25 protein-coding genes are annotated in these 19,539 nt (G+C 54.3%); 15 read left to right on the forward strand and 10 right to left on the reverse strand.

The annotated features are described in order from the left end of the window. Positions 1–66: 66 nt before the first annotated feature. The 3 genes from ACWPM9_RS01760 to ACWPM9_RS01770 all read right to left on the reverse strand — a co-directional run bounded on the left by ACWPM9_RS01760 (position 67) and on the right by ACWPM9_RS01770 (position 2,366). Positions 67–504, reverse strand: coding sequence for a response regulator (locus ACWPM9_RS01760; RefSeq protein ID WP_484757569.1), 438 nt, complete (start codon positions 502–504; stop codon positions 67–69). A gap of 2 nt (positions 505–506) precedes the next feature. Next, on the reverse strand, positions 507–1,814 hold the full coding sequence (locus ACWPM9_RS01765) for a sensor histidine kinase (protein ID WP_484756547.1): 1,308 nt from the start codon (positions 1,812–1,814) through the stop codon (positions 507–509). Between the two features lie 354 nt (positions 1,815–2,168). After that, a complete protein-coding gene (locus ACWPM9_RS01770) occupies positions 2,169–2,366 on the reverse strand; it encodes a CsbD family protein (RefSeq protein ID WP_428188083.1) in 198 nt (65 codons plus the stop codon). Between the two features lie 354 nt (positions 2,367–2,720). On the opposite strand from ACWPM9_RS01770, the gene ACWPM9_RS01775 reads away from it, so the two are divergent. From ACWPM9_RS01775 to ACWPM9_RS01785, 3 genes are read left to right on the forward strand one after another with little or no spacing between them, the layout of a single operon-like run. After that, complete coding sequence (locus tag ACWPM9_RS01775) at positions 2,721–3,056, forward strand: ElaB/YgaM/YqjD family protein (RefSeq protein WP_484756548.1); 336 nt, start codon at positions 2,721–2,723, stop codon at positions 3,054–3,056. 31 nt (positions 3,057–3,087) lie between these two features. Beyond that, positions 3,088–3,498 carry a hypothetical protein gene (locus ACWPM9_RS01780; RefSeq protein ID WP_484756549.1) on the forward strand — a complete coding sequence of 137 codons (411 nt, stop codon included), beginning with the start codon at positions 3,088–3,090 and terminating at the stop codon, positions 3,496–3,498. 43 nt (positions 3,499–3,541) lie between these two features. After that, positions 3,542–4,054, forward strand: a complete 513-nt coding sequence (locus tag ACWPM9_RS01785; RefSeq protein ID WP_428188086.1) for a Dps family protein — start codon at positions 3,542–3,544, stop codon at positions 4,052–4,054. A 43-nt stretch (positions 4,055–4,097) separates the two neighbouring features. Here the strand turns inward: ACWPM9_RS01785 and ACWPM9_RS01790 are convergent, their stop codons facing one another. Further along, a complete protein-coding gene (locus ACWPM9_RS01790; RefSeq protein ID WP_428188087.1) occupies positions 4,098–4,322 on the reverse strand; it encodes a NepR family anti-sigma factor in 225 nt (74 codons plus the stop codon). 173 nt (positions 4,323–4,495) lie between these two features. On the opposite strand from ACWPM9_RS01790, the gene ACWPM9_RS01795 reads away from it, so the two are divergent. The 6 genes from ACWPM9_RS01795 (at position 4,496) to ACWPM9_RS01820 (ending at position 9,125) form a co-directional block, all read left to right on the forward strand. Further along, on the forward strand, positions 4,496–5,290 hold the full coding sequence (locus tag ACWPM9_RS01795; protein ID WP_484756550.1) for a response regulator: 795 nt from the start codon (positions 4,496–4,498) through the stop codon (positions 5,288–5,290). 91 nt (positions 5,291–5,381) lie between these two features. Next, positions 5,382–6,374 (forward strand): sensor histidine kinase, encoded by a 993-nt coding sequence (locus ACWPM9_RS01800; protein ID WP_428188089.1) that lies wholly within the window; start codon positions 5,382–5,384, stop codon positions 6,372–6,374. Between the two features lie 65 nt (positions 6,375–6,439). After that, positions 6,440–7,546, forward strand: a complete 1,107-nt coding sequence (locus ACWPM9_RS01805) for an AI-2E family transporter (protein WP_484757570.1) — start codon at positions 6,440–6,442, stop codon at positions 7,544–7,546. Beyond that, positions 7,543–8,547, forward strand: a complete 1,005-nt coding sequence (locus ACWPM9_RS01810; protein WP_428188090.1) for a zinc-binding metallopeptidase family protein — start codon at positions 7,543–7,545, stop codon at positions 8,545–8,547. Before ACWPM9_RS01805 ends, ACWPM9_RS01810 begins: the two co-directional genes overlap by 4 nt. A gap of 54 nt (positions 8,548–8,601) precedes the next feature. Further along, positions 8,602–8,928 (forward strand): hypothetical protein, encoded by a 327-nt coding sequence (locus ACWPM9_RS01815; protein ID WP_484756551.1) that lies wholly within the window; start codon positions 8,602–8,604, stop codon positions 8,926–8,928. A gap of 17 nt (positions 8,929–8,945) precedes the next feature. After that, a complete protein-coding gene (locus ACWPM9_RS01820) occupies positions 8,946–9,125 on the forward strand; it encodes a hypothetical protein (RefSeq protein WP_484756552.1) in 180 nt (59 codons plus the stop codon). Between the two features lie 163 nt (positions 9,126–9,288). On the opposite strand, the gene ACWPM9_RS01825 is transcribed toward ACWPM9_RS01820, so the two are convergent. Next, positions 9,289–9,456 (reverse strand): DUF1328 domain-containing protein, encoded by a 168-nt coding sequence (locus ACWPM9_RS01825; protein WP_428188093.1) that lies wholly within the window; start codon positions 9,454–9,456, stop codon positions 9,289–9,291. A gap of 178 nt (positions 9,457–9,634) precedes the next feature. Here ACWPM9_RS01825 and ACWPM9_RS01830 point away from each other — a divergent pair, with 178 nt between their 5' ends. Both ACWPM9_RS01830 and ACWPM9_RS01835 read left to right on the forward strand, forming a co-directional pair. Continuing rightward, positions 9,635–9,856 (forward strand): NepR family anti-sigma factor, encoded by a 222-nt coding sequence (locus tag ACWPM9_RS01830; protein WP_428188308.1) that lies wholly within the window; start codon positions 9,635–9,637, stop codon positions 9,854–9,856. Next, positions 9,849–10,412: an RNA polymerase sigma factor gene (locus tag ACWPM9_RS01835; protein ID WP_428188094.1), complete on the forward strand. Its 564-nt coding sequence runs from the start codon at positions 9,849–9,851 to the stop codon at positions 10,410–10,412. Before ACWPM9_RS01830 ends, ACWPM9_RS01835 begins: the two co-directional genes overlap by 8 nt. A gap of 16 nt (positions 10,413–10,428) precedes the next feature. On the opposite strand, the gene ACWPM9_RS01840 is transcribed toward ACWPM9_RS01835, so the two are convergent. Next, positions 10,429–10,800, reverse strand: a complete 372-nt coding sequence (locus ACWPM9_RS01840) for a response regulator (RefSeq protein WP_484756553.1) — start codon at positions 10,798–10,800, stop codon at positions 10,429–10,431. 220 nt (positions 10,801–11,020) lie between these two features. On the opposite strand from ACWPM9_RS01840, the gene ACWPM9_RS01845 reads away from it, so the two are divergent. Beyond that, a complete protein-coding gene (locus ACWPM9_RS01845; RefSeq protein ID WP_428188096.1) occupies positions 11,021–11,770 on the forward strand; it encodes a Crp/Fnr family transcriptional regulator in 750 nt (249 codons plus the stop codon). Between the two features lie 35 nt (positions 11,771–11,805). Here ACWPM9_RS01845 and ACWPM9_RS01850 read toward each other — a convergent pair whose 3' ends face one another. The 4 genes from ACWPM9_RS01850 to ACWPM9_RS01865 form a co-directional block, all read right to left on the reverse strand. Then, positions 11,806–12,852 (reverse strand): histidine kinase dimerization/phosphoacceptor domain -containing protein, encoded by a 1,047-nt coding sequence (locus tag ACWPM9_RS01850; RefSeq protein ID WP_484756554.1) that lies wholly within the window; start codon positions 12,850–12,852, stop codon positions 11,806–11,808. 313 nt (positions 12,853–13,165) lie between these two features. Beyond that, entirely contained in the window at positions 13,166–14,710 is a 1,545-nt protein-coding gene (locus tag ACWPM9_RS01855; protein WP_484756555.1) for a tripartite tricarboxylate transporter permease, read from the reverse strand. Positions 14,711–14,733: 23 nt separating this feature from the next. Then, positions 14,734–15,165: a tripartite tricarboxylate transporter TctB family protein gene (locus tag ACWPM9_RS01860; protein WP_484756556.1), complete on the reverse strand. Its 432-nt coding sequence runs from the start codon at positions 15,163–15,165 to the stop codon at positions 14,734–14,736. Positions 15,166–15,263: 98 nt separating this feature from the next. Beyond that, on the reverse strand, positions 15,264–16,247 hold the full coding sequence (locus ACWPM9_RS01865; protein ID WP_484756557.1) for a Bug family tripartite tricarboxylate transporter substrate binding protein: 984 nt from the start codon (positions 16,245–16,247) through the stop codon (positions 15,264–15,266). A gap of 107 nt (positions 16,248–16,354) precedes the next feature. Here ACWPM9_RS01865 and ACWPM9_RS01870 point away from each other — a divergent pair, with 107 nt between their 5' ends. The 3 genes from ACWPM9_RS01870 to ACWPM9_RS01880 are packed head-to-tail and all read left to right on the forward strand — an operon-like array spanning position 16,355 to position 19,511. Continuing rightward, positions 16,355–17,035: a response regulator transcription factor gene (locus tag ACWPM9_RS01870; RefSeq protein ID WP_484756558.1), complete on the forward strand. Its 681-nt coding sequence runs from the start codon at positions 16,355–16,357 to the stop codon at positions 17,033–17,035. After that, entirely contained in the window at positions 17,035–18,435 is a 1,401-nt protein-coding gene (locus tag ACWPM9_RS01875; RefSeq protein ID WP_484756559.1) for a sensor histidine kinase, read from the forward strand. Before ACWPM9_RS01870 ends, ACWPM9_RS01875 begins: the two co-directional genes overlap by 1 nt. Beyond that, positions 18,432–19,511, forward strand: a complete 1,080-nt coding sequence (locus tag ACWPM9_RS01880; protein WP_484756560.1) for an ABC transporter substrate-binding protein — start codon at positions 18,432–18,434, stop codon at positions 19,509–19,511. The genes ACWPM9_RS01875 and ACWPM9_RS01880 overlap by 4 nt, the downstream gene beginning before the upstream one ends. Positions 19,512–19,539 lie beyond the last annotated feature (28 nt).

Raw genomic sequence — 19,539 nt, forward strand, 5'->3', positions numbered from 1 at the left:
GCGTTATTGAACGCCGCCGTTTTCAAAAAATTCGAGATTAGAAAACTCGATTGTTGACTGGCCCGATCAGGGAACCTGCATGACCGAGAAAAACAGGCCCAACTGGCGAATGGCATTGGCAAAGCCGTCGTAGTCGACCGGTTTTGTAATGTAGACATTCGCGCCCAAATCATAGCAACGCTGAATTTCTGTTTCGTCATCTGTCGTGGTCAGAATGACGACCGGCAGGCGCTTGGTGTGGGGATTGGCCTTGACCTTTTCGAGGATCTCCGTTCCCGACATGTCGGGGAGATTGAGATCAAGAAGAATCAGAAGATATCGATCTTCGGACACCTTGCCGCTACGGTCCTTGCCGAGGATAAAGTCGAGAGCTGAGGTGCCGTCGGTGAATGGAAGCACTTCATTGCTGACACCGGCCCGGCGGATGTTCTTTTCGATCAGTCGAGCATGACCTTCATCGTCCTCGACCATGACGATGGTAACTTCCTTGCCGATTGCCTTCATACTCATACTCTCCTCAGGATCTGCCCCAGATCGGCAGGAATCCTCAAAACAAATGTCGAACCCTCACCGAGGGTCGATCTAACTGATATGTCACCGCCGAGATTTCTTGCCAAGGACCTGACATGCGCAAGTCCTATGCCTTCTCCGGTCTGGTCCTGCGTGCCCGCTCTTCGAAAGAGTTCGAACACGCGCTCCAGATCGTCCGGCCCGATCCCGCGACCATTGTCGGAAATTTCTGCTTCCAACATCGTTCCCTTGCGGGCAGCAGTAACAACAACCTTTAGTGGCCGCTCTCTGTTCCTGTATTTTATGGCATTGTCCATAAGATTCGTAAAAATTTGTTCAATGGACAGGCGGTCCGAGTTGACGCTGATCCTGGGCATTTTGATCTCAACAGTTCCGTCGGCTCCGTCAATCAGGTGCTGGAGGCTGGATGAGCTGTTTTCGACAACGGCTCTGATGTCGACCCGCTCTGGTTTGAGCTGGCGGCGACCATCACGCGAAATTTTCAAGATGGCATTGATCAGGCCGTCCATCTTTGAGGTCGATGAACGGATGAAGTTCAAAGCTTCGGGAACCTCCTCCGTTGCCGCCGTGCGCGCATCCTGGATATCCTGCGTGCTCAATTGCTCGCCATCGGCCAACACATAGGCCTTCATCTGTTCAAGTGACATTTCCAGTTCGCTGGTAAAGCCCATGATGTTGACGAGGGGTGCTCGTAGGTCATGGGTTACGATGTAAGCATAACGTTGGATTTCCTGGTTGGCACGTACAAGGTCTTCAGTGCGCTCCAACACCCTGTCTTCAAGCTCCTCATTCAACCGCATCATTTCCCGTCTGGCGGAAGTGATGGACTGGACATGGCGCATGATGACGTAAATCGCGCCACCAAGAACAATAACGATGGCAATTCCAGCGCCGAGGATCGTCCATTTCAATTGAGCGGAGCTTCTGATCTGGGTTCCGATGTTCGACTGTATGTTGACGTCGGAAATATCCAGGATCGTCTGCATGCCCTGGCGAATGCTAGTCATGAGTTTTCGACCGAGACCGTCTTGTATGATCTTCAGTGCACTTTCCAGATTGCCTGCCTTTGCAAGCAGGATTGTCCTCGCCATTTCGTCCAGTTTGGTATCGATCATTGAGATCAGCGGAGCGACCTGGCCTTCGTAACCCTTTCGATCAGAGGCACTCGCCAGCAAGTCACTTTTCGCCTTCTTGATCTCCTCCAGGGCCTCATCATAGGGTTCCAGAAAGAGGGTGTTTCCTGTCAGCAGATAACCGCGTTGGCCCGTCTCGGCATCCTGCACCAGACTGAACAGATCAGCTGTGGAGCGCCGTATTGCCAGTTCTTCGACCAGCCTGTCGAATGATGCGCTGGTGCGTTCAACGAACAGGAGAGCAGACGCAATAATGGCCAGCAACATGGCAAGGCCTACCATGACCATTATGAGAGAAGCACGGACGAATTTGCGGTTATAGGTCATGCGGGTGAGCATATCCTTTTTAGGTGGCGCCCTCGCGCCGACTGGGTACATTATCGGATATCGACGATTTTGCACGTCGAGGTCAACCGGCCTCATGCAAACACGAAAAAGCCGCACCCTCACGGGTACGGCTTTCGTTGAGTGAGCGCTCAGCTATCGAGCACTCGTTCAGCCAAGTCAGTGCTTGCCGAGCCAGTTATCGATTTCCGTCTCGGCTTCTTCCTCGGACTTGCCATAAGCTACCTGAATACGGCCAGCCAATTCGCGACGGTTGCCAGCGATGACGTCGAGATCGTCATTCGTGAGCTTGCCCCACTGCTGCTGAGCCTTACCCTTGAGCTGCTCCCAGTTACCTTCGACCTGATTCCAGTTCATGACTTTCTCCTTCCGTAAAAAGTTATTGTTCGGGGAATAAACGTGCGGTGAGGCAATGGGTTCCACTCCCGAGCAAAACTTCAGGGACGAAAGCAGAGCGGATGGTTCAATGCCATGCGTGTATTCTTAAGAATCCTGATGCTCCAGAATCCTCATGCGCGAGGGCCTGTGTCACATGCTGGCGGACATGTCATGAACTTAGCTTCGTCCGTCCCGCGGCAATACTTCTCCGGTCCATTCTGACAGCTTCTTTGCCAATCAATCGAATCGTTTGCGGAACAAAGTGGCCCCGACGTGCGTTTGCCAACCAGATAAATTTGATCGGACAAAAAACCGAATAAAGGAGCTTGGACTATGGCTACAACAACAGCGCAGAAAGCTGGACCGAAGACTGAGGCAGCGACTGCCGAAGACATTGCGGCACAGATCGACAATCTGCGCGCTGATATTGCGATGCTGACGCAGACCGTTTCAGATTTTGGTGCGGGCAAGGCAGATCAAGCTGTTCGCCAGGCCGGTGCCTTCAAGGATACGCTGGCTGAAAATGCTGCTGCCGTTGCCAATGACGCAAAAGATAGATTTGTCAGCGCAGAAAGCGACTTTGAAGATCGCATCCGTGCAAATCCGCTCGCCTCTGTTGGTATCGCCGCAGGCGTCGGCTTTCTCTTCGCAATCTTCACGCGGCGATAAGACCTTGAGCGGATTGGCTGGACAAATAGCGATGATGCTTTTCGGCAATTATCTTCCTTCTCCCGCGCGTATCAAGCGATCGGTGGTGGGGGGGGTGCTGATCGCATTGTTTTCGGTAACCGCCTATGTCGCGCTGGTCGTCTCTTTGTGGTTTGTGGTCGATGATGTTTACGGTCCCAAGCTTGCCAGTCTGTCAATTGCAGCTGGCAGCATTTTGGCCGCGCTGCTTGTTTGGGCCGTGGTTTCCTTCATGAACCATCGCGCCCGCCGCAGAGCGCTGATCGCCAGTCAGCTGCGCGCTGCGTCCCTTGAGCAAAGCATGGCGCAAGCAGCAATGTTATCGGTTCCGGGACTGGTTCAAAAGAGTCCGATCGCCACTTTGGTGGCCGTCGCTGGTATCAGTTACGCCCTGATGAAGGCCGCCAAGGGGCCGCCTCGGTAGAAGTCGCGGACGTAGTTTTCACCTTCGAGAAAGGAATAATTTCATGGCAAACACTGCCGAAGTCCTTCAAGTTCATACCCACGAAGAAGACATTGATACCGGCCTGACCAAGGCCTATCGGAAAGAGATGGCCAAGCATCTCACGGACATTCTTGGGGGCACTTATCGATTGACGATCAAGAGCCATATCTACCACTGGAATGTTGTGGGTCCTCTGTTCAAATCGATCCATGAATTGACTGAGGAGCATTACGAGACGCTGTTCGCTGCGGCGGACGTCATTGCGGAGCGTATTCGCGCGATCGGTCATCTGGCACCAGTGGAAATGGGTGCAACTTCAAGCTTTACGCCCAAGGCTGGCGCCACGAATCATGAAACGGCTCGCGAAATGGTTGCTGATCTGATTGCGGATCACGAGGCGGCTGTCAAGTTGATGCGCAAGGCTGGTGAAAAGGCCGGCGACGCAGGCGACTTGGTGACCGAGGACATGCTGACGGATCGACTGACGTTCCACGAAAAGGCGCTGTGGATGTTGCGCGCGATCGTCAGTGAATAAAGCTTTAAGTCCGAGGGGAGGCGACGTCGATGCCGTCGCCTCTTCAATCGTTACTTTCAGATTGCTTCTTGGATTTTGCGGCGTTTTCTGCAGCGTCCAGACGATCAAGCAGGTTCAACAAAAAGTCCGGCGTTCCTTCATCGGTAACGCTGTCGTAGAAATTTCGAAGTTTAGATGCAATTAAATCAACCGGTTTGTTGGGATCGGAATTTTTCTTTCCATCCGATTTATTCGATTTTTCTTTGCTTCCGTTATTTTCGACGACCATTTAGCTTTCCCTGCCCGAAATCATTGCCACCTAGGCAGACTTCCACTATTTCACGTGTGCATTCGGTGTTAAATCCTGAGCGCGAAAAAAGTTCCCCTCTTCCCGGAACTTTTTTCAAGGGCGTTCGTTATGCCCCAGATTGAATGCCTTCTCGATAACTGGAGAGATCTCTTATGTCCCTGACTGCACGCGTCGCAACTCATCTGCCGTATTTGAGGCGCTTCGCCCGGGCCGTCACCGGTTCCCAACGTTCCGGTGACTCCTACGTAGCCGCAATGCTTGAAGCGTTGATTGAGGATATTTCCCTCTTTCCGCAAACTGGCGACGACCGTGTCGGTATCTACAAGCTTTTCGTGAATGTGTTTGACAGGCTGGATGTGGATCTCGATCCGACGCCATCCCCTTTTGCATGGGAAAACAGGGCTTCCGAGAACCTCTCGAACCTTCCCAAGAAAGAGCGCGTCGCATTCTTGCTTGTATCTGTTGAAGGTTTCAGCGCTTCTGAAGCAGCCGAAATTCTCGCAGTGGATGACGCGGAATTCTCGCGCCTGATCGATCAGGCGTCGCATGAAATTTCTGCGCAGGTCGCAACGGAGATCATGATTATCGAAGACGAGCCGCTGATTGCGCTTGATATCGAGCAGATGGTCGAAGATCTGGGGCATCGCGTCACCGGCGTCGCGCGTACCCATTCCGAAGCGGTTGCGCTGTTCAAAACCACGTCTCCCAAGATGATCCTTGCCGACATCCAACTTGCTGATGGTAGCTCGGGTATCGATGCGGTGAATGATATTCTGAAGGTCGACACTATTCCCGTCATTTTCATCACAGCGTTTCCTGAGCGTCTGTTGACAGGTGAGCGGCCGGAACCTGCATTTCTTGTCACCAAGCCGTTCAACCCAGACATGGTGAAGGCGCTGATCAGTCAGGCATTGTTCTTCAACGAGAGGCAGAAAGAAGGCGCCTGAATGAAGAGCGCGGGTAGCTAGCCGATGTGTGCGAGGAGATATACTTGTCCGAGCATCGGCGTCTGCCGGTTGCCAACTGAGGTTTGAGTTCGTGAACAGATTAACGTGGGTAGAGCCTGGAGGAATTGACGCGCTAGCGGGCGATTTCTTTATCCATGCGCTGATTGATATGGGGGCTTGCTACATCCTCTACGACCAGCAGGAGCGGTGCATCTGTATCACAAGGCTGCCGGCACGTTGGAGCAAGCACTTCGATCATGAACCGTCGGACGATATCATCTTTGGCGATGATATCGCCGGCAAGCTTCACGCCCTCCGTTCAGGCCTGCAGCAGGTTGGTGATCAATCAAAGATTGAACTGAGCGACGATGGTGAAAACACCTTCGAGTTCCGGTGTCGAAAAGTCGACATACCGGACGGGGGGCTTCATTACATATTGTCAGTGACGGATAAATCCGAAGAGCGTCAGCGCGAAAAAGTGTTGCGCGCACTGCTTCTGGAAGTCAGCCACAGGTCGAAGAACCTCCTGGCGGTTGTGCAGGGTATCGCATCGCAAACGGCGCGTTTTTCCGGTTCGCTTGAGAGCTTTTTGCAAAAGTTCAGAGGGCGCCTCTACGCGCTTTCACAATCGCAGGATCTGGTCACAGATTCCAGTTGGCGTGGTGCGGCGTTCCGCGATTTACTCGACAGTCAGCTTTCCAGATTTTTGTCTGACAATCCGTCTGCGATTGTTGTGACGGGTGAAAATCTTCTCCTGTCTCCCAATGCGTCCATGCATGTGGGGCTTGCCCTGCATGAGTTGATCGTCAATGCGATCAGCCATGGCGATATCATAAAGGCGTCGGGCCTCGTACAGGTCAGTTGTGAGACGGTGGACACTGAAGAAGGCAAGAATATCCGGATCATCTGGAACGAGACGTCTTCTCGCAAAGATGGCTCCGATTTCGAGGCCGGAAACGGGCGCTTTGGCAGCACGGTTCTCGAACGGGTGGTGCCCGCTTCTGTCAATGGAAGCGCCGTTCATCGATGCGATGACAAGGGCGTTTATTACGAACTGGTTTTTCCAGCAGATTTGCGCGCTTAAACCGGGTGGCGCGGGAACATTAACGACCGGCTTGCATTTCCAAAGCGAGTACGCCTGTGGCTATCATGAAAAGGGCCGGTTCCATTCCCAAGAGGATCGATTTTAGCGAACTGATTAGCGTTATGGCGCGCCTGTCGGTCATTCTGGTTGCGCTTCTGGCGATTATCGCTGCCATGGACTATGGCGAAATCATTATCGCACCTGTCAGCCTCGGCGTGGTCGTCGGATTGATGGTAGCGCCACTTGCCAGAATACTCGAGCGGAGAGGTCTTTCTTCCTGGCTTTCATCGGGTGTCGTGGTCTTGCTGCTTCTCTTTATCATCATGTCAGCAATTATCGGCTTTTCCGTACCGATTTCAGGGTGGGTGCAGAAAGCGCCCGAGATCTGGAAGTCATTGCAATTGCAGATATCAGATTGGCGCTCGACACTTTCGTCACTCAACGACATTCGCGATCGCCTGGGACAGGCTGCCGGCGAAGTCGGTCATATGAAGGTGACTGTGGATGAAGGAGGCGGTGTAGGCTCGGTGATCACGCTTGCGCCGGTCTATGTCGCGCAAGTTTTGTTGTTCCTCGCAAGCCTCTATTTCTTTGTAGCAACACGCGATGATTTCCGGGCTGCAGTGCTCAAGCTGTGCATTACCCGCAACCTGCGCTGGCGCATGGCCCATATATTCCGTGACGTCGAAACCATGATGTCGCGTTACCTGTTCACGATCACCATCATCAACATTGGATTGGGCTTTTCGGTCGGCTTTGCTCTTTGGATGATCGGCACGCCTTCTGCATTGGTGTGGGGGCTTCTCGCGGCTGTCCTCAATTATGTGGTCTATGTCGGACCGGTCCTGATGGCCATCATTCTCATGGCCATCGGCCTTGCGACCTATGACAGCGGGTTCGCCATCATGTTGCCGGCGATGATTTATCTTTCTCTCAATCTGATCGAGTCGCAGTTTGTGACGCCACGCGCACTTGGGTCCTCAATGACGATCAATCCATTTCTGATCTTCCTGGCGCTCACGTTCTGGCTGTGGCTTTGGGGGCCAATCGGGGGCTTTATCGCGGTGCCATCATTGCTGGTGTTCTCGGCAATCTTGAAAAATATCTTGCCTACGGTTTCGGTCGGTATGGATAACCGTGCAGGCAACCAATTCGAGGCTAAAACAGTATGAAGCGGTTTGAATGCAATGAATGCAGCACCATCGTCAATTTTGACAACACGGAATGTCTGACCTGTGGCGCTCATCTAGGCTTTGATCCCGACAGCCTGAGCATGCTCTGCTATCGGGATGTCGCACCGAATGGGTTTCACATCTGTGCCAATGCTGATCTCGGTGGCTGCAACTGGCTGGTGAAGGAGGGCGAGGGCGACTTTTGCAAAGCCTGTCGCCTGAACAGCATTGTGCCAGACCTTTCCAATGACGAGTTCGTCGAGCGCTGGCGCGCTTTGGAGGCGGCCAAGAGGTTCTTTCTTTACGGTCTCATTCGTCTCGGTCTGCCCATCGTGTCGCGGGAAGAGGATCCCGAAGAGGGGCTCGCGTTCGAGCTTCTTGCGGACGATCCAGGCAGTCCGGACGGCGGCCATGTCCTGACCGGGCACGACAACGGTGTTATCACCATCAATATCGCCGAAGCGAGCTCTCCCGAGCGCGAGGCTAGGCGCGAGGCGTTGGGTGAACCCATGAGAACGCTGGTCGGACATTTTCGCCATGAGTCCGGGCATTATTACTGGAATCGCCTTGTGCGCGATGGCGGCAAGCTCGAAGCGGCGAGAGCCGTGTTCGGCGATGAGCGGGATGAGTATTCACAGGCACTAGAGCGCTATTACGCCGACGGTGCTCCACTCGATTGGCAGTCAAACTTCATCAGCGCTTACGCATCGAGCCATCCCTGGGAAGATTTCGCGGAGAGTTGGGCGCACTATCTGCACATGATTGATGGCCTTGATACCGCATTCGATCATGGGGTCATGCCCGCTGGCATGCAGTTCTCATTCGATCCCTATCAAGGGGAAGACATTGAAAAGATGACGTCGGCCTGGGCGGCGTTGTCGGTGGCTGTCAACGCGATCAATCGCAGTATCGGTCAGCCAGACCTTTACCCCTTTGTCTTTTCTGCCTCGATCGTGCAGAAATTGGGGTTCATTCAAGGCATCATTCACCGAACCATCTGATCCTGCGGAACAAAGTCGCCTGCTCTTCATTAACCTTTGTGACAAGAGGAATTGATGATGGCAGGTTTGGCAGCTGTTTTGGTATTGGTCGCTTGCCCCACCGGGGCTGGAGAGTGCCTCCAGGAGCCGGTGCGTGTGCTTTCCTATACCAGTCCGAGACTATGTGAGCGTCAGCTTCCGGTTGAGATTCGCAAGGCACGGATCGAAGGCGTGGAAATTTACGGTTCCTGCAATACCGTTGGTGCCAATCTTCTAGCTGGCCGCAAGCGGATTGATATCAAGGCTGGTCCGGAGGTCTATAGAACGGCGAGCGCGTCGGTTGCACCCGATGGTGAGGTCGCAAGCTTCACTGACATGCACAGATCCCTGCCCAGCCAATAGGCAGAGGAGGTATCCGAATGGAACGCGAAAACAGAGACGATCAAATCAGAAAAATGGCGCAGAACGCCCATCTCGATCAGGACACGGAATCAATGGTTCCTCCGACATGGCGCGGATCAACCTCATTGATTGTGTCTGTGCTGTTTTGTGTTGTCGCTCTTGGATTGATTGCCATTCTGGTGATGGCGATCGGCTGACGTATTCTGCGTAGAGAGGGTTTCAGGCCGTGGTGGCTGTTGAAACCGATAATTGCCTTATTATCTTATGTTCAAATGCGTTGCGCCGCTGACATTGTAACTTTCAATAGAAAATGCCCGGCTTTTGACCGGGCACTTTTTGGATTTTGCATTTGCAGCGGGTTCAAGTTCTTCTGCGAAGACCGCCGGCAACCAGTGATACAATGAAAAGTACCAGGAAGATGAAGAACAGGATCTTGGCGATGCCTACGGACGCGCCTGCGATGCCACCAAAGCCGAGAGCGCCCGCAATGAGGGCCACGACCAGAAATACCAATGCGTAGTATAGCATTTTCACTCTCCTTTTTTGCTGTGTCGATAACGCAAGAGTTGCAATCTGGTTCCGCCTGGATCCTACGAAATATGTCCGCGGCATGAGATTTTTGGTTCGTAAGATAAAAAACACACGGTCTATGGAACTTACCCGCGTGAGCGCCGTTAAGCGGTGAACAGGAAAAGCGATAGTGGACATGCAGCAAATGGATAATAGATCGAGCAAAGGTTTAGGATCAGATCCTGGGCCTTATTCCGATGTGATACAGGACGGCGTCGCGCTCAAGCTGAAGGAGCTTTACAGCAGCTTGGAAGGCGAAGCGGTGCCTGACCAGTTGCTTCAGTTGCTCGACAAACTTGAGGCCGCAGAGAAAGCCAGCTTGAATTCTGTAACATCCAAGGATGCCGTTGATGAGTGAAGTGGTTGAGCCGCAAAACGAATTCAAAAGGCAATTGCTTGCTACGATACCAAGCTTGCGCGCTTTTGCAGCCTCCTTGTGCGGTCAGTATGATCGTGCTGATGACCTTGTTCAGGAAACTGTGGTCAAAGCCTGGACGAAGCAGGAATCCTTTGAACTCGGTACAAACATCAAAGCCTGGTTATTCACCATCCTTCGTAACGAGTTTTACTCGCAGATGCGTAAGAAGGGTCGGGAAGTGTCTGACCCCGATGGTCACTACACCTCGCAACTTTCAATTCATCCCAACCAATATGGTTCGATGGATATGAAGGATTTCATGAAGGCACTTGATCAGATTGGTGAAGAGCAGCGTGAAGCCATTGTTCTTGTGTGCGCTTCAGGCTTTTCCTACGAAGAAGCTGCGGAAATTTGCGGCTGCGCGGTCGGTACAATCAAGAGCCGCATCAATCGCGCGCGTGGCAGACTTCAGGAATTGCTGGGCATCGACAACGAGGACGAATTTGGCCCTGACGCGAATAGTTCTGCCGTTGTGAGGCAGTCCTTCGCGGTTTGACATGACATAAATGCAATCAGCCTGTCTGTAACGGGCTGATTGCCTTTTCAATAAAGCGAATTACAGCGTTTTCGGTAAAGGGCTTTTCCAATACAGCTAAGCCCAGTGCTCGGCCGATCTCAGCCGAGAGCTGCGTATCTGCGCACAGGAATGCTACCTTCGCGCCCTTGGCGATGATCATGCGTGCTTCGTCTTCGCATTCCGACACGGTGGCTCCCGCGTCGACCAGAACAAGATCATATCGCCGCACTTCCAGTTCCTGATCAATTTCGTTTCGCCTGCAGATAGTCACATCGCAGCCTGCAATTTTTTGCAAAATCTGCTCAACTTCCATCGCGATAAAGTATTGGTGCTCAGCAACGAGTACGCATGTTTTGCGCGCATTCATGTTATTCTCCAAAACTCACTGGGTCGACAGCGCCCGATGGGCTGAAGCAGTTGTATTGCGAGGCGGGGGCAGCGGTCGGAACGACTGCGCGATGTCTTATTTTCAGACAGATACGCTTTGCTGGCATCATTCGTCATTTAAATAAGACATAGTCCAACGGCGAGGGAACACACTCTGCGCACTCTGCGTTGATCCTCAAAATCAATTGAGGGTAAATTCATTGGACGCCAAGGTAGACACCTCGCCCAAGTCCGTTGCCAGATGCAGTTTGAGAAAGCTTTCGGGCGTTCGAACCCTTAGCGCGTCGGAACTGAGCTTTATATCCACGCTTAAATCAGGCGAACTCAAGTGCAATGCTGGCGCTACAGTGGTTGCCGAGAGTTCGTATACGCCCCACATCTTTACCGTCGTGGAAGGTTGGGGCTTCCGCTACAAGACGATGGAGGATGGCCGCCGTCAGGTGCTCAACTATCTCTTGCCTGGTGACATGATCGGTCTGCAGGGTGCGGTGCTCAAGGAGATGGATCACAGCGTTGAAGCCTTGACGCCCATGCGTCTTTGCATGTTTGAACGTAGCCGGTTTTTCACCCTGTTCGAGAAGCAGCCAAGCCTTGCTTATGATGTAACCTGGCTTGCGGCGCGGGAAGAGCGTATTCTGGACGAACACCTGCTCAGCATCGGCCGTCGTACAGCAATTGAGCGTGCCGCCTATTTGATCGCTTTTCTGCATCATCGCGGAACTCGGTCTGGTCAGTTGAATGATGAAGACGCCCGTCTTCCCATCACACAAAACCTCGTTGCCGATACACTTGGTCTGTCAATCGTGCATACGAACAAGACGCTGCGCAAACTCGCCACACGAAAGCTGTTGAGCTGGAAGGATAAGGGCTGTGATGTCCTGGATCCCGCCGGTCTCGCGGCAGTTGCACAGTGGGAGCCTCCAAACTTGAAAGAACGAGGAGCCGAGTGACAGAAACCCTTCAAGCGGGCTGTACGGCGACAGCGTTACGTCTTGGGGTGGACGAGTGACACGATCATCTCTGCCTTCGTGCCGCGCTCCGTCTCGGGATAAGAAATTCCCGAGCCGATGGTATCTGACATCGTCTTGACGATCTTTGTTCCGAGGCCTGTGGACTTTGGGCCTGGTTTGGATGCGCTAAGGCCTATTCCGTCATCCTCAACCGAAAGACGGGCGCTGGCCTCGTCAATCTGCTTGAAGCAAACGCGGATCTCGCCCTCTTCACCTTCCCTGTAGGCGTATTTGAGGGCGTTGGTCACAAGTTCGGTGACGATCATGCCCGCAGAGACGCCCTTGTCGGCGGGCAGGTTGATCGGATCGGCGTCCACCGTGACCAGCGAGGGGGAATGTCGTGTGCCCACTGTCATCGCGATGTCATTCACCAAGGTAGATAGATAGGGCTGCATGTCCACGCTTCGTACGTCATCGGCTGAATACAGGCTTCTATGCATGCCGGCGATGGCGGTGATGCGGCTTTGCGTTTCTTCGAGCGCCTCGCGGACCTCTTGATTGTCTGTGTGAGCGCTTTGAAGCCGAAGCAGGCCGGCAACCAGCGACAAGCTGTTGGCGACCCGGTGATTCATCTCTGCAAGCAAGGCTTCGGCGCGCTCCTTGGCGAGACGCGTTTCTTCGTCAGCGCGCTCCTTTTCCGTCTTCAGACGCGCATTGGCGACCGTTTGATGGACTGTGTCTGCCAGAAGCGGGAAGAAATCGTCACTGACGCTCTTGATCACATAATCCGAGGCACCTGATTTCAACGCCTCGATGGCAATACGCGCCTCATTCGAACCCGTAATATAGACAACCGGAACATTGATACCGAGATCGCGGAAGCGTCGCAGTATCTCGTGACCCGTCATATTGTTCAGGTAGTGATCGAGAACGATCACGTCGAAATGTTCATCGCGCAGGTGATCGATCGCGACCTCAGGGTCGTGGGTGTGAATGACTTCCTGGTTGCGGCGACCAAGATTCCTTTTGACGAGGTGCGCTAAAGCCAGATCATCATCGATGTAGAGAATTCTAATGTCCATTGAGCTGACGGCAACCTCAGAAATAGACGGGCCGAGCTCCGTCTGGCAATTTTTATCGCGACATTTTTACATTGCTACAACCCGGATTGGTAGTGCCAATGTGACGAAAACTCTCATCTGTTGCGTCGCGGTAAGTGCATGAAATTGTACATTTCCGTAGGCTTAAGATGACTTTTCTGTATGTCACGCGACTACGATCAATTTTCTGGATATGAGAACTGTTGAAGGTGACATCAACCTGTGGCGACAAAAGAAATAGGCGGCTGAAATAACAGCCGCCTATCGGGTTTGTCTGTGACGCCAAATGATGACTTTAGTCGCCAGGCGCTGTTTCTTCCCGAATGGCTGCAGGCTGAGCCGGTCTGCGGAACAGACGCCCAAGCACGATCGGCAATACGAAGCCGCCGATTGCGAAGCACCAAAGGCCGATCGAGAGCGGAGATGCCAGCAGGGTAGACCAGTCGCCGTCCGAAATCGTCATTGCCCGTCGCAGGTTCACTTCCATCTGGTTGCCCAGCATGACACCCATGATGACAGGGACGAGTGGAACGTCGAACTTGCGCAAGACCCAGCCAAGAACACCGAAGATGATCATGACGAGCAGATCGAAGGTCGATCCGGAAATGCCGTAGATGCCAACAAAGGAAATCATCGCGACTGCCGGCATCAGATATTTTGTCGGGACAAGCAGCACGCGGACAAACATGCCGACCATCGGAATGTTGAGAAGCAGCAGCATGACATTGCCGATGAACAGTGCCGCGATCAGGCCCCATACGACATCCGGATTATTTGTGAACAGAAGCGGTCCCGGCGTCACGTTCAGCGCCAGAAGCATGGCCAGCAAAACGGCTGTCGTACCAGAACCCGGAACGCCAAGCGCCAGCATAGGTACAAGCGCACCGCCGGCGGCGGCGTTGTTGCCGGCCTCCGGTGCTGCCACCCCGCGAGGATCGCCCTTGCCAAAGGTGCCGTCCTTGTCACAGAGCTTCTTCTCAAAAGCATAGGCGAGGAAAGAGCCGAGCGATGCGCCTGCGCCCGGCAGAATGCCGGCAACGAAGCCAATCACCGTACCACGTGCCATGCTGCCACTGGTTTTCTTCAGCATGGCACCGCTTGGCATCAAACGGCCTAAACGCACCTTTGTAGCATCGCCTCCGTTCTCGCCCTCTCCACGATGCTCAATGAAAATGAAGACTTCAGAAAGAGCGAAGAGACCGACAATAGCGACGAGGAAATCGATGCCGTCGTAGAGATGTATTTGTCCGAAGGAGAGGCGCGGAACGCCCGTTTGTCCATCCACTCCGATCATGGCGATTGCCAGACCCAGTGCTGCTGCAAATGCGGACTTCGCCTGATTGCGGCTGGTGATGCCGCCAAGTGTTGCGAATGCAAGCGCAAAGAGTGCGAAATATTCGGCTGGACCGAATAGCAGCGCCACTTTCACAAGCTGCGGCGCCAGAATGGCGAGGCCCCAGGTGGCGGCGAAAGCGCCGACGAATGACGCTATGCCAGACAGGGCCAAAGCTTCACCAGCCTGACCGTTTCTGGCCATAGGGTAGCCGTCGAGTGTCGTCATGACCGCAGGCTCGTCGCCCGGGATATTCAGCAGGATAGCGGAGATACGGCCGCCATACATGGCACCATAATAGACGCTCGTCAGAAGAATGAGCGCCGGGGTGACCGGCAGGCCGAGGGTAAAGGCAAGCGGTATGAGGATCGCTACGCCGTTCGAGGGGCCGAGACCCGGAAGAGCACCGATAATAGTGCCGAGAAAACAGCCGATAAGCGCCAGGCCTAGGTTCTGCCATGTGAGCGCGACCGCGAAGCCGTCGGCAAGTGAGGAAAAAGTATCCATGGGATCAATCCTTTGAGCCGGGGTTAGAAGCCGAACGGACCCTTGGCCAGTGTCAGGCCAAGCGCGAGATGGAAGATGGCGTATATCCCGACCGAGATCAGGACGCCGGCGATGACGGAGTGGATCGGCTTGGCTCCAAGACGCCATGCCAGAAATGACGAGGCCAATACGGTTGAGAAAACAAACCCAATCGCCGGGAGCAAATAGGTATAGGCGACCAGAACTGCGACCGAGATGAAGATCTCAATCAGCCGTGACAGCGCCGGCCATTTTGGCTCTTCGTCCGGCATAAGAAGAATAAACAGACTTGCGACACCCAGCAGGGTGGCAATGACGATCGGGAAAGTCTTGGGCCCTACCGGATCACTGATGAAGCTTTCTTCGATCAGGGTCGCTTGCCAGATATAAAAAGCGGCAAGCAAAATCCCAATCGTGCCGAACACACGATCACTCATGAATGTTTCCCCTGCTCTATTGTTTTTAGGGATCTTACGGTTCCGCCGGGAGAAGCGCAAAGGCTTTTCCCGGCGGGCGTCCTAGCCTTGGGAGGCTGTTACTTGATGAGGCCAATATTGCGCGACAGATCCTGGATCTCGGCAATCGACTCCTTGACGAAGGCATCGAAGTCCGCGCCGCGTTTATCGAGCGGTGCAAGGCCATTCTGCTTCATCGTTTCTTTCCACTCGGCAGAATCATAGACCTTGCCGATTGTATCGACCCAGTAGGCATAGGCATCGTCGGACATGCCGCCGGGCGCGTAAAATCCGCGCCAGTTGGCGCCGACTGCGTCGATCCCTTGTTCCTTGGCTGTCGGGAACTTGGCGAAGTCGCCTTCCATGCGCTCAGGTGCGAGGACTGCAATGACCTTGATGTCTCCGGAGTCAACAAAGCCCTTGGCTTCCGAGGCATCACCGGTGAAGGCCTGAACGGAGCCCGCCAGAAGCTGGGTTACAGCTTCACCGCCACCATCGAAGGCAACGTATTTGATTGTGCGGACATCTTCCACACCAGCACGCTTGGCTGCGATGAGCACTTTCAGATGATCCCAGCCACCAACAGCGGAGCCACCTGCGACCGCTACGCTCTTTGGATCAGCCTTGATCTTGTCCATCAGCTCAGGGAGGGTGTTGATGGGCGAGTCCTTAGCTACTGCGATGATGCCGTAATCAGCGCCAACGCTTGCGATCCAGCGCATCTGGTCGACTGTGTTGCCCGGATATGCGCCTTGGGCAAGACGGGTCGAAGTCGAGGATGATGCCGCAACAATCAGGTTGTTATCTTCATTGCGCTTCGATGCGACTTCCGAATAGGCAACGCCACCGCCGCCGCCGGCGAGGTTTGTTACTTGCATCGTGCCGGGAATGAGCTTCAGGTCCTGCAGTGTCTTGCCGATCTGACGGCAGGTGAAGTCCCAGCCACCACCAGCATTTGCTGGCGCGATGCACTCTGTCGTTTCCGGTTCGAATGCGTGGACAGGGGCAGACAAAGACAAAGCAGCGATAACCGCAAGAGCGGTGCGAGATATGATATGTTTCATGGGTGTCCTCCAAAATGTCAGTACAGGCCTCCACCTGCACATCGAAGTCATGCTAGGAGGGAAAACTGTCATTGACCTGTCATTCTGGAGCCCCGCGGGCCGAAATCATGCGTTTCCTTCTCGTTGAAGATACATTGGACGTGGCGGAGGCCATAAGAGACCGGTTCGAGCGGGCAGGGCATGTGCTTGAATTGGCCCAACGCATCGAAGATGCCGAACAACTCGCATCCTTCAATACCTATGATCTCATCATTCTGGATGTGAACTTGCCCGATGGCTCAGGCCTCGATTTCCTGCGCCAACTGAGACAGGGACAAAACCCGGTGCCGGTGCTGGTGCTGACGGCCCGGTTGGCCGTCGACGACAAGATCAGCGCGCTCGATTTCGGTGCCGATGACTATATGGTCAAGCCGTTCGATCTCGGTGAACTTGAGGCTCGGGTACGCGCCATCATTCGCCGTCGTGCAGGTGGGGCGAGACCTCTGTTGCAGGCCGGAAACCTGCAATTCGACATGGCGGAACGTACGGTAAAGGTCGATGATGAGCTGCGTGAACTGACACGCCGTGAGCAGATTCTGCTTGAGATTTTTCTGACCAACACAGGCCGCGTGCTGGAGAAGGAAGAGCTTTTGACGCGGCTTTTCGGGCTCAATGGTGAGAGCAATCCCAACGCAGTGGAACTATATGTCGGACGGTTGCGGCGCAAGATCGAGGGTGCGGATCTGGAAATACGTACATTACGCGGTCTTGGTTATCAGGCCCGGCTTATCGAGCGGGACGATCTTTAATGGCAATCAGTCAAAGGAGGCGCTCATCCCTTGCCATGCGTTTGACGCTGGTGCTGACGCTGGTCTTTGCCGTCGCAGCTGTGGCCGCTGTCATAGCCACATATCGTTATGGACGCGCAGCCGCTGACGTTGCCTTCGATCGACTGCTCACAGGAGCAGCCTTGCAGATCTCGGAGAGGGTATTCGCGACGGATGGAAAACTGCAAGTCGATCTGCCGCTATCGGCCTTCGAGCTGCTGTCCTTTGCTGCCGATGACAGGGTTTTCTATCGAATTGTCAGTGCCGATGGCGTGACGATTACGGGTTACGATGATCTGCCGCTGCCTGATGTTGTTCGAGGTCAGGCGCAACAACCCTTGGTCTACAATATTGAATATGCCGGAGCGCCCGTGCGGGCGGTGATGTTGCAACGACGACTTGCCGAAAAACAATTGCGTGGACCCGTTAGTATCATCGTTGCACAAACCACGGAGGCACGGGCAGCTCTTGCCACCGATATCGCGACGCGAGCCATGGCCGGCACCGCGCTGGCGGGACTGGCCATCATTGCGATCGCCTTTATCGCGATGCGTTTTGCCATGCGGCCGCTTGGCCGTATAGAAACCGCCATGCTTGCCCGTGATCCGCTGGATTTGTCTCCCATCACGGAAGAGGTACCGCAGGAGGTTGATGCGCTCGTCTCGGCGATCAATCGCTTCATGGCGCGTCTGGATCGGCGGGTGCGCGACATGCAGGAATTCGTGGCCGATACCGCACATCAGATGCGTACACCGATTACCGCGCTTCGGGCGCAGACGGAGATCGCCATCGATGAGACGGATGTGGCGCGTCTCAAGCTTGTGCTTCACCGGATCCGAAGCCGGGCAATCGGCGTCAGCAGACTGATGGAGCAACTCCTGAGCGAGGCTCTGGTGATCCATCGCTCCGATGCGCAACCGCTTGTCGCAACCGATCTGCGTCGCGTGGCACTTGAAGCCGAGCGAGAATACCGCACCACGGTGCGTCTTTCAGGCGATCTGCTTGAGCTGGACCTGTGTGCGGATGAGGCCATGGTAGCGGCCGATTCCTTCAGCCTTCGAGAGGCCATCAAGAACCTGATCGCCAATTCTTTCGTCCATGGGAAGCCACCTGTTTGCGTGCGTGTGACTGCGGAAAATGATGGTACGTGCCTGGTTCAGGTTGAGGACAAGGGAAAAGGGTTGGATCCGGAAAAGCTTCAAGGATTGGGCAAGCGCTTTTCACGGCGGGATGATCAGCCCGGAAGTGCAGGCCTTGGTCTTTCGATTGCCAGAAAAGTCGCCCTGTTCCACAAGGGCGAGCTTGTTTCCGGGCAATCGGATAGGGGCGTTTTCTGGATCGGGATACGCTTGCCTATGCTACCGGAGGTTCAATCGTCATGATCGAAAAGATATTTCGCTTTGGTCTGGTCGCCAGTCTACTTATCGCATTCAGTCCACGTGGCTATGCTGTTGCAGCCGACATGGATTTTCCGGCTGTGGCGACAAATGCTGACGAAACATTGACGATTGCAAGCGTTACGGATCTGGAGGCCATCAGGCCGATGATCGAGGGTTTTCAGCGTCATTATCCCGGCATCGCGGTTCATTACCGCGAAAGTGAGAGTTCGTCATTGGATGTCGCGACATCCGAGGCTTGCAAGGAGGACCGCTTCCTTGCGGACCTGATTATCTCGTCTTCGGTTCCGCAACAGGTAGCGCTTGTCAACAATGGCTGTGCGCAGAAGGTCGATGCCGCCAGTGCCAGTCTTCTGCCGGCATGGGCGCGTTGGCGGTCCGAACTGGTCGGTCTGACGGCAGAGCCTGCTGTGATCGTTTATAACAAGAAAGCATTTGAAGAACTGCCCGTTCCGGATGATCGCTTCGAACTGATCGATCTGTTGCGAAAATCGGACCGGTTTGTGGGCAAGATCGGCAGCTACAATATAGCCACTTCCGGCGTTGGTTATTTCTTCGCATTCGAGGATGCCGCTCAGGCGAGCACCTGGGGACGTATCATCGAGGCGTTCGGGCGCAACCGTGTGCAGTTTTATTGCTGCACATCGGATATCCTTGATCGCGTTGCTGATGGCCGTCTGTCGATTGGCTATAATGTGCTCGGCTCCTACACTCTGTCGCGTGTCGAGACCGACAACCGGATTGGTGTGATCTTTCCGTCCGACTATACTCTCGTCATGACCAGAGCAGCACTGATCTCGCGCCAGGCCTTGGCACCTGGCGCTGCCAACAAGTTTCTGGCGTTTGCGCTTTCGCCGGAGGGAAAGTCCATTCTGGAAAAGAAAATGCATTTCTTCTCGGCTGTCGATGGCGTCGACAAGCTGAGCGAGCTTGCCCCCGGAGAGGGCAATTCCATACGCCCCATCGCCCTGACGCCGACACTGATCATCGCGCTCGACAAAGAGAAACGCCGTGTCTTCCTGGAGCAGTGGCGCAAGTCCGTTCTGGTGTCCGGTCCGTGAGACAGGCCAGTGAGTTGAGTTGCTACGA

The organism is Agrobacterium sp. H141 (assembly GCF_057158725.1).

What these genes read in the sequence shown, in the direction of transcription:
- ACWPM9_RS01830 (WP_428188308.1), top strand. Translation starts at nt 9,635, where the DNA reads ATGCAGCAAATGGATAATAGATCGAGCAAAGGTTTAGGATCAGATCCT.
- ACWPM9_RS01820 (WP_484756552.1), top strand. Translation starts at nt 8,946, where the DNA reads ATGGAACGCGAAAACAGAGACGATCAAATCAGAAAAATGGCGCAGAAC.
- ACWPM9_RS01875 (WP_484756559.1), top strand. Translation starts at nt 17,035, where the DNA reads ATGGCAATCAGTCAAAGGAGGCGCTCATCCCTTGCCATGCGTTTGACG.
- ACWPM9_RS01810 (WP_428188090.1), top strand. Translation starts at nt 7,543, where the DNA reads ATGAAGCGGTTTGAATGCAATGAATGCAGCACCATCGTCAATTTTGAC.
- ACWPM9_RS01795 (WP_484756550.1), top strand. Translation starts at nt 4,496, where the DNA reads ATGTCCCTGACTGCACGCGTCGCAACTCATCTGCCGTATTTGAGGCGC.
- ACWPM9_RS01855 (WP_484756555.1), bottom strand. Translation starts at nt 14,710, where the DNA reads ATGGATACTTTTTCCTCACTTGCCGACGGCTTCGCGGTCGCGCTCACA.
- ACWPM9_RS01870 (WP_484756558.1), top strand. Translation starts at nt 16,355, where the DNA reads ATGCGTTTCCTTCTCGTTGAAGATACATTGGACGTGGCGGAGGCCATA.
- ACWPM9_RS01865 (WP_484756557.1), bottom strand. Translation starts at nt 16,247, where the DNA reads ATGAAACATATCATATCTCGCACCGCTCTTGCGGTTATCGCTGCTTTG.
- ACWPM9_RS01785 (WP_428188086.1), top strand. Translation starts at nt 3,542, where the DNA reads ATGGCAAACACTGCCGAAGTCCTTCAAGTTCATACCCACGAAGAAGAC.
- ACWPM9_RS01770 (WP_428188083.1), bottom strand. Translation starts at nt 2,366, where the DNA reads ATGAACTGGAATCAGGTCGAAGGTAACTGGGAGCAGCTCAAGGGTAAG.
- ACWPM9_RS01860 (WP_484756556.1), bottom strand. Translation starts at nt 15,165, where the DNA reads ATGAGTGATCGTGTGTTCGGCACGATTGGGATTTTGCTTGCCGCTTTT.
- ACWPM9_RS01790 (WP_428188087.1), bottom strand. Translation starts at nt 4,322, where the DNA reads ATGGTCGTCGAAAATAACGGAAGCAAAGAAAAATCGAATAAATCGGAT.
- ACWPM9_RS01840 (WP_484756553.1), bottom strand. Translation starts at nt 10,800, where the DNA reads ATGAATGCGCGCAAAACATGCGTACTCGTTGCTGAGCACCAATACTTT.
- ACWPM9_RS01760 (WP_484757569.1), bottom strand. Translation starts at nt 504, where the DNA reads ATGAAGGCAATCGGCAAGGAAGTTACCATCGTCATGGTCGAGGACGAT.
- ACWPM9_RS01805 (WP_484757570.1), top strand. Translation starts at nt 6,440, where the DNA reads ATGAAAAGGGCCGGTTCCATTCCCAAGAGGATCGATTTTAGCGAACTG.
- ACWPM9_RS01780 (WP_484756549.1), top strand. Translation starts at nt 3,088, where the DNA reads ATGATGCTTTTCGGCAATTATCTTCCTTCTCCCGCGCGTATCAAGCGA.
- ACWPM9_RS01835 (WP_428188094.1), top strand. Translation starts at nt 9,849, where the DNA reads ATGAGTGAAGTGGTTGAGCCGCAAAACGAATTCAAAAGGCAATTGCTT.
- ACWPM9_RS01850 (WP_484756554.1), bottom strand. Translation starts at nt 12,852, where the DNA reads ATGGACATTAGAATTCTCTACATCGATGATGATCTGGCTTTAGCGCAC.
- ACWPM9_RS01825 (WP_428188093.1), bottom strand. Translation starts at nt 9,456, where the DNA reads ATGCTATACTACGCATTGGTATTTCTGGTCGTGGCCCTCATTGCGGGC.
- ACWPM9_RS01775 (WP_484756548.1), top strand. Translation starts at nt 2,721, where the DNA reads ATGGCTACAACAACAGCGCAGAAAGCTGGACCGAAGACTGAGGCAGCG.
- ACWPM9_RS01815 (WP_484756551.1), top strand. Translation starts at nt 8,602, where the DNA reads ATGATGGCAGGTTTGGCAGCTGTTTTGGTATTGGTCGCTTGCCCCACC.
- ACWPM9_RS01880 (WP_484756560.1), top strand. Translation starts at nt 18,432, where the DNA reads ATGATCGAAAAGATATTTCGCTTTGGTCTGGTCGCCAGTCTACTTATC.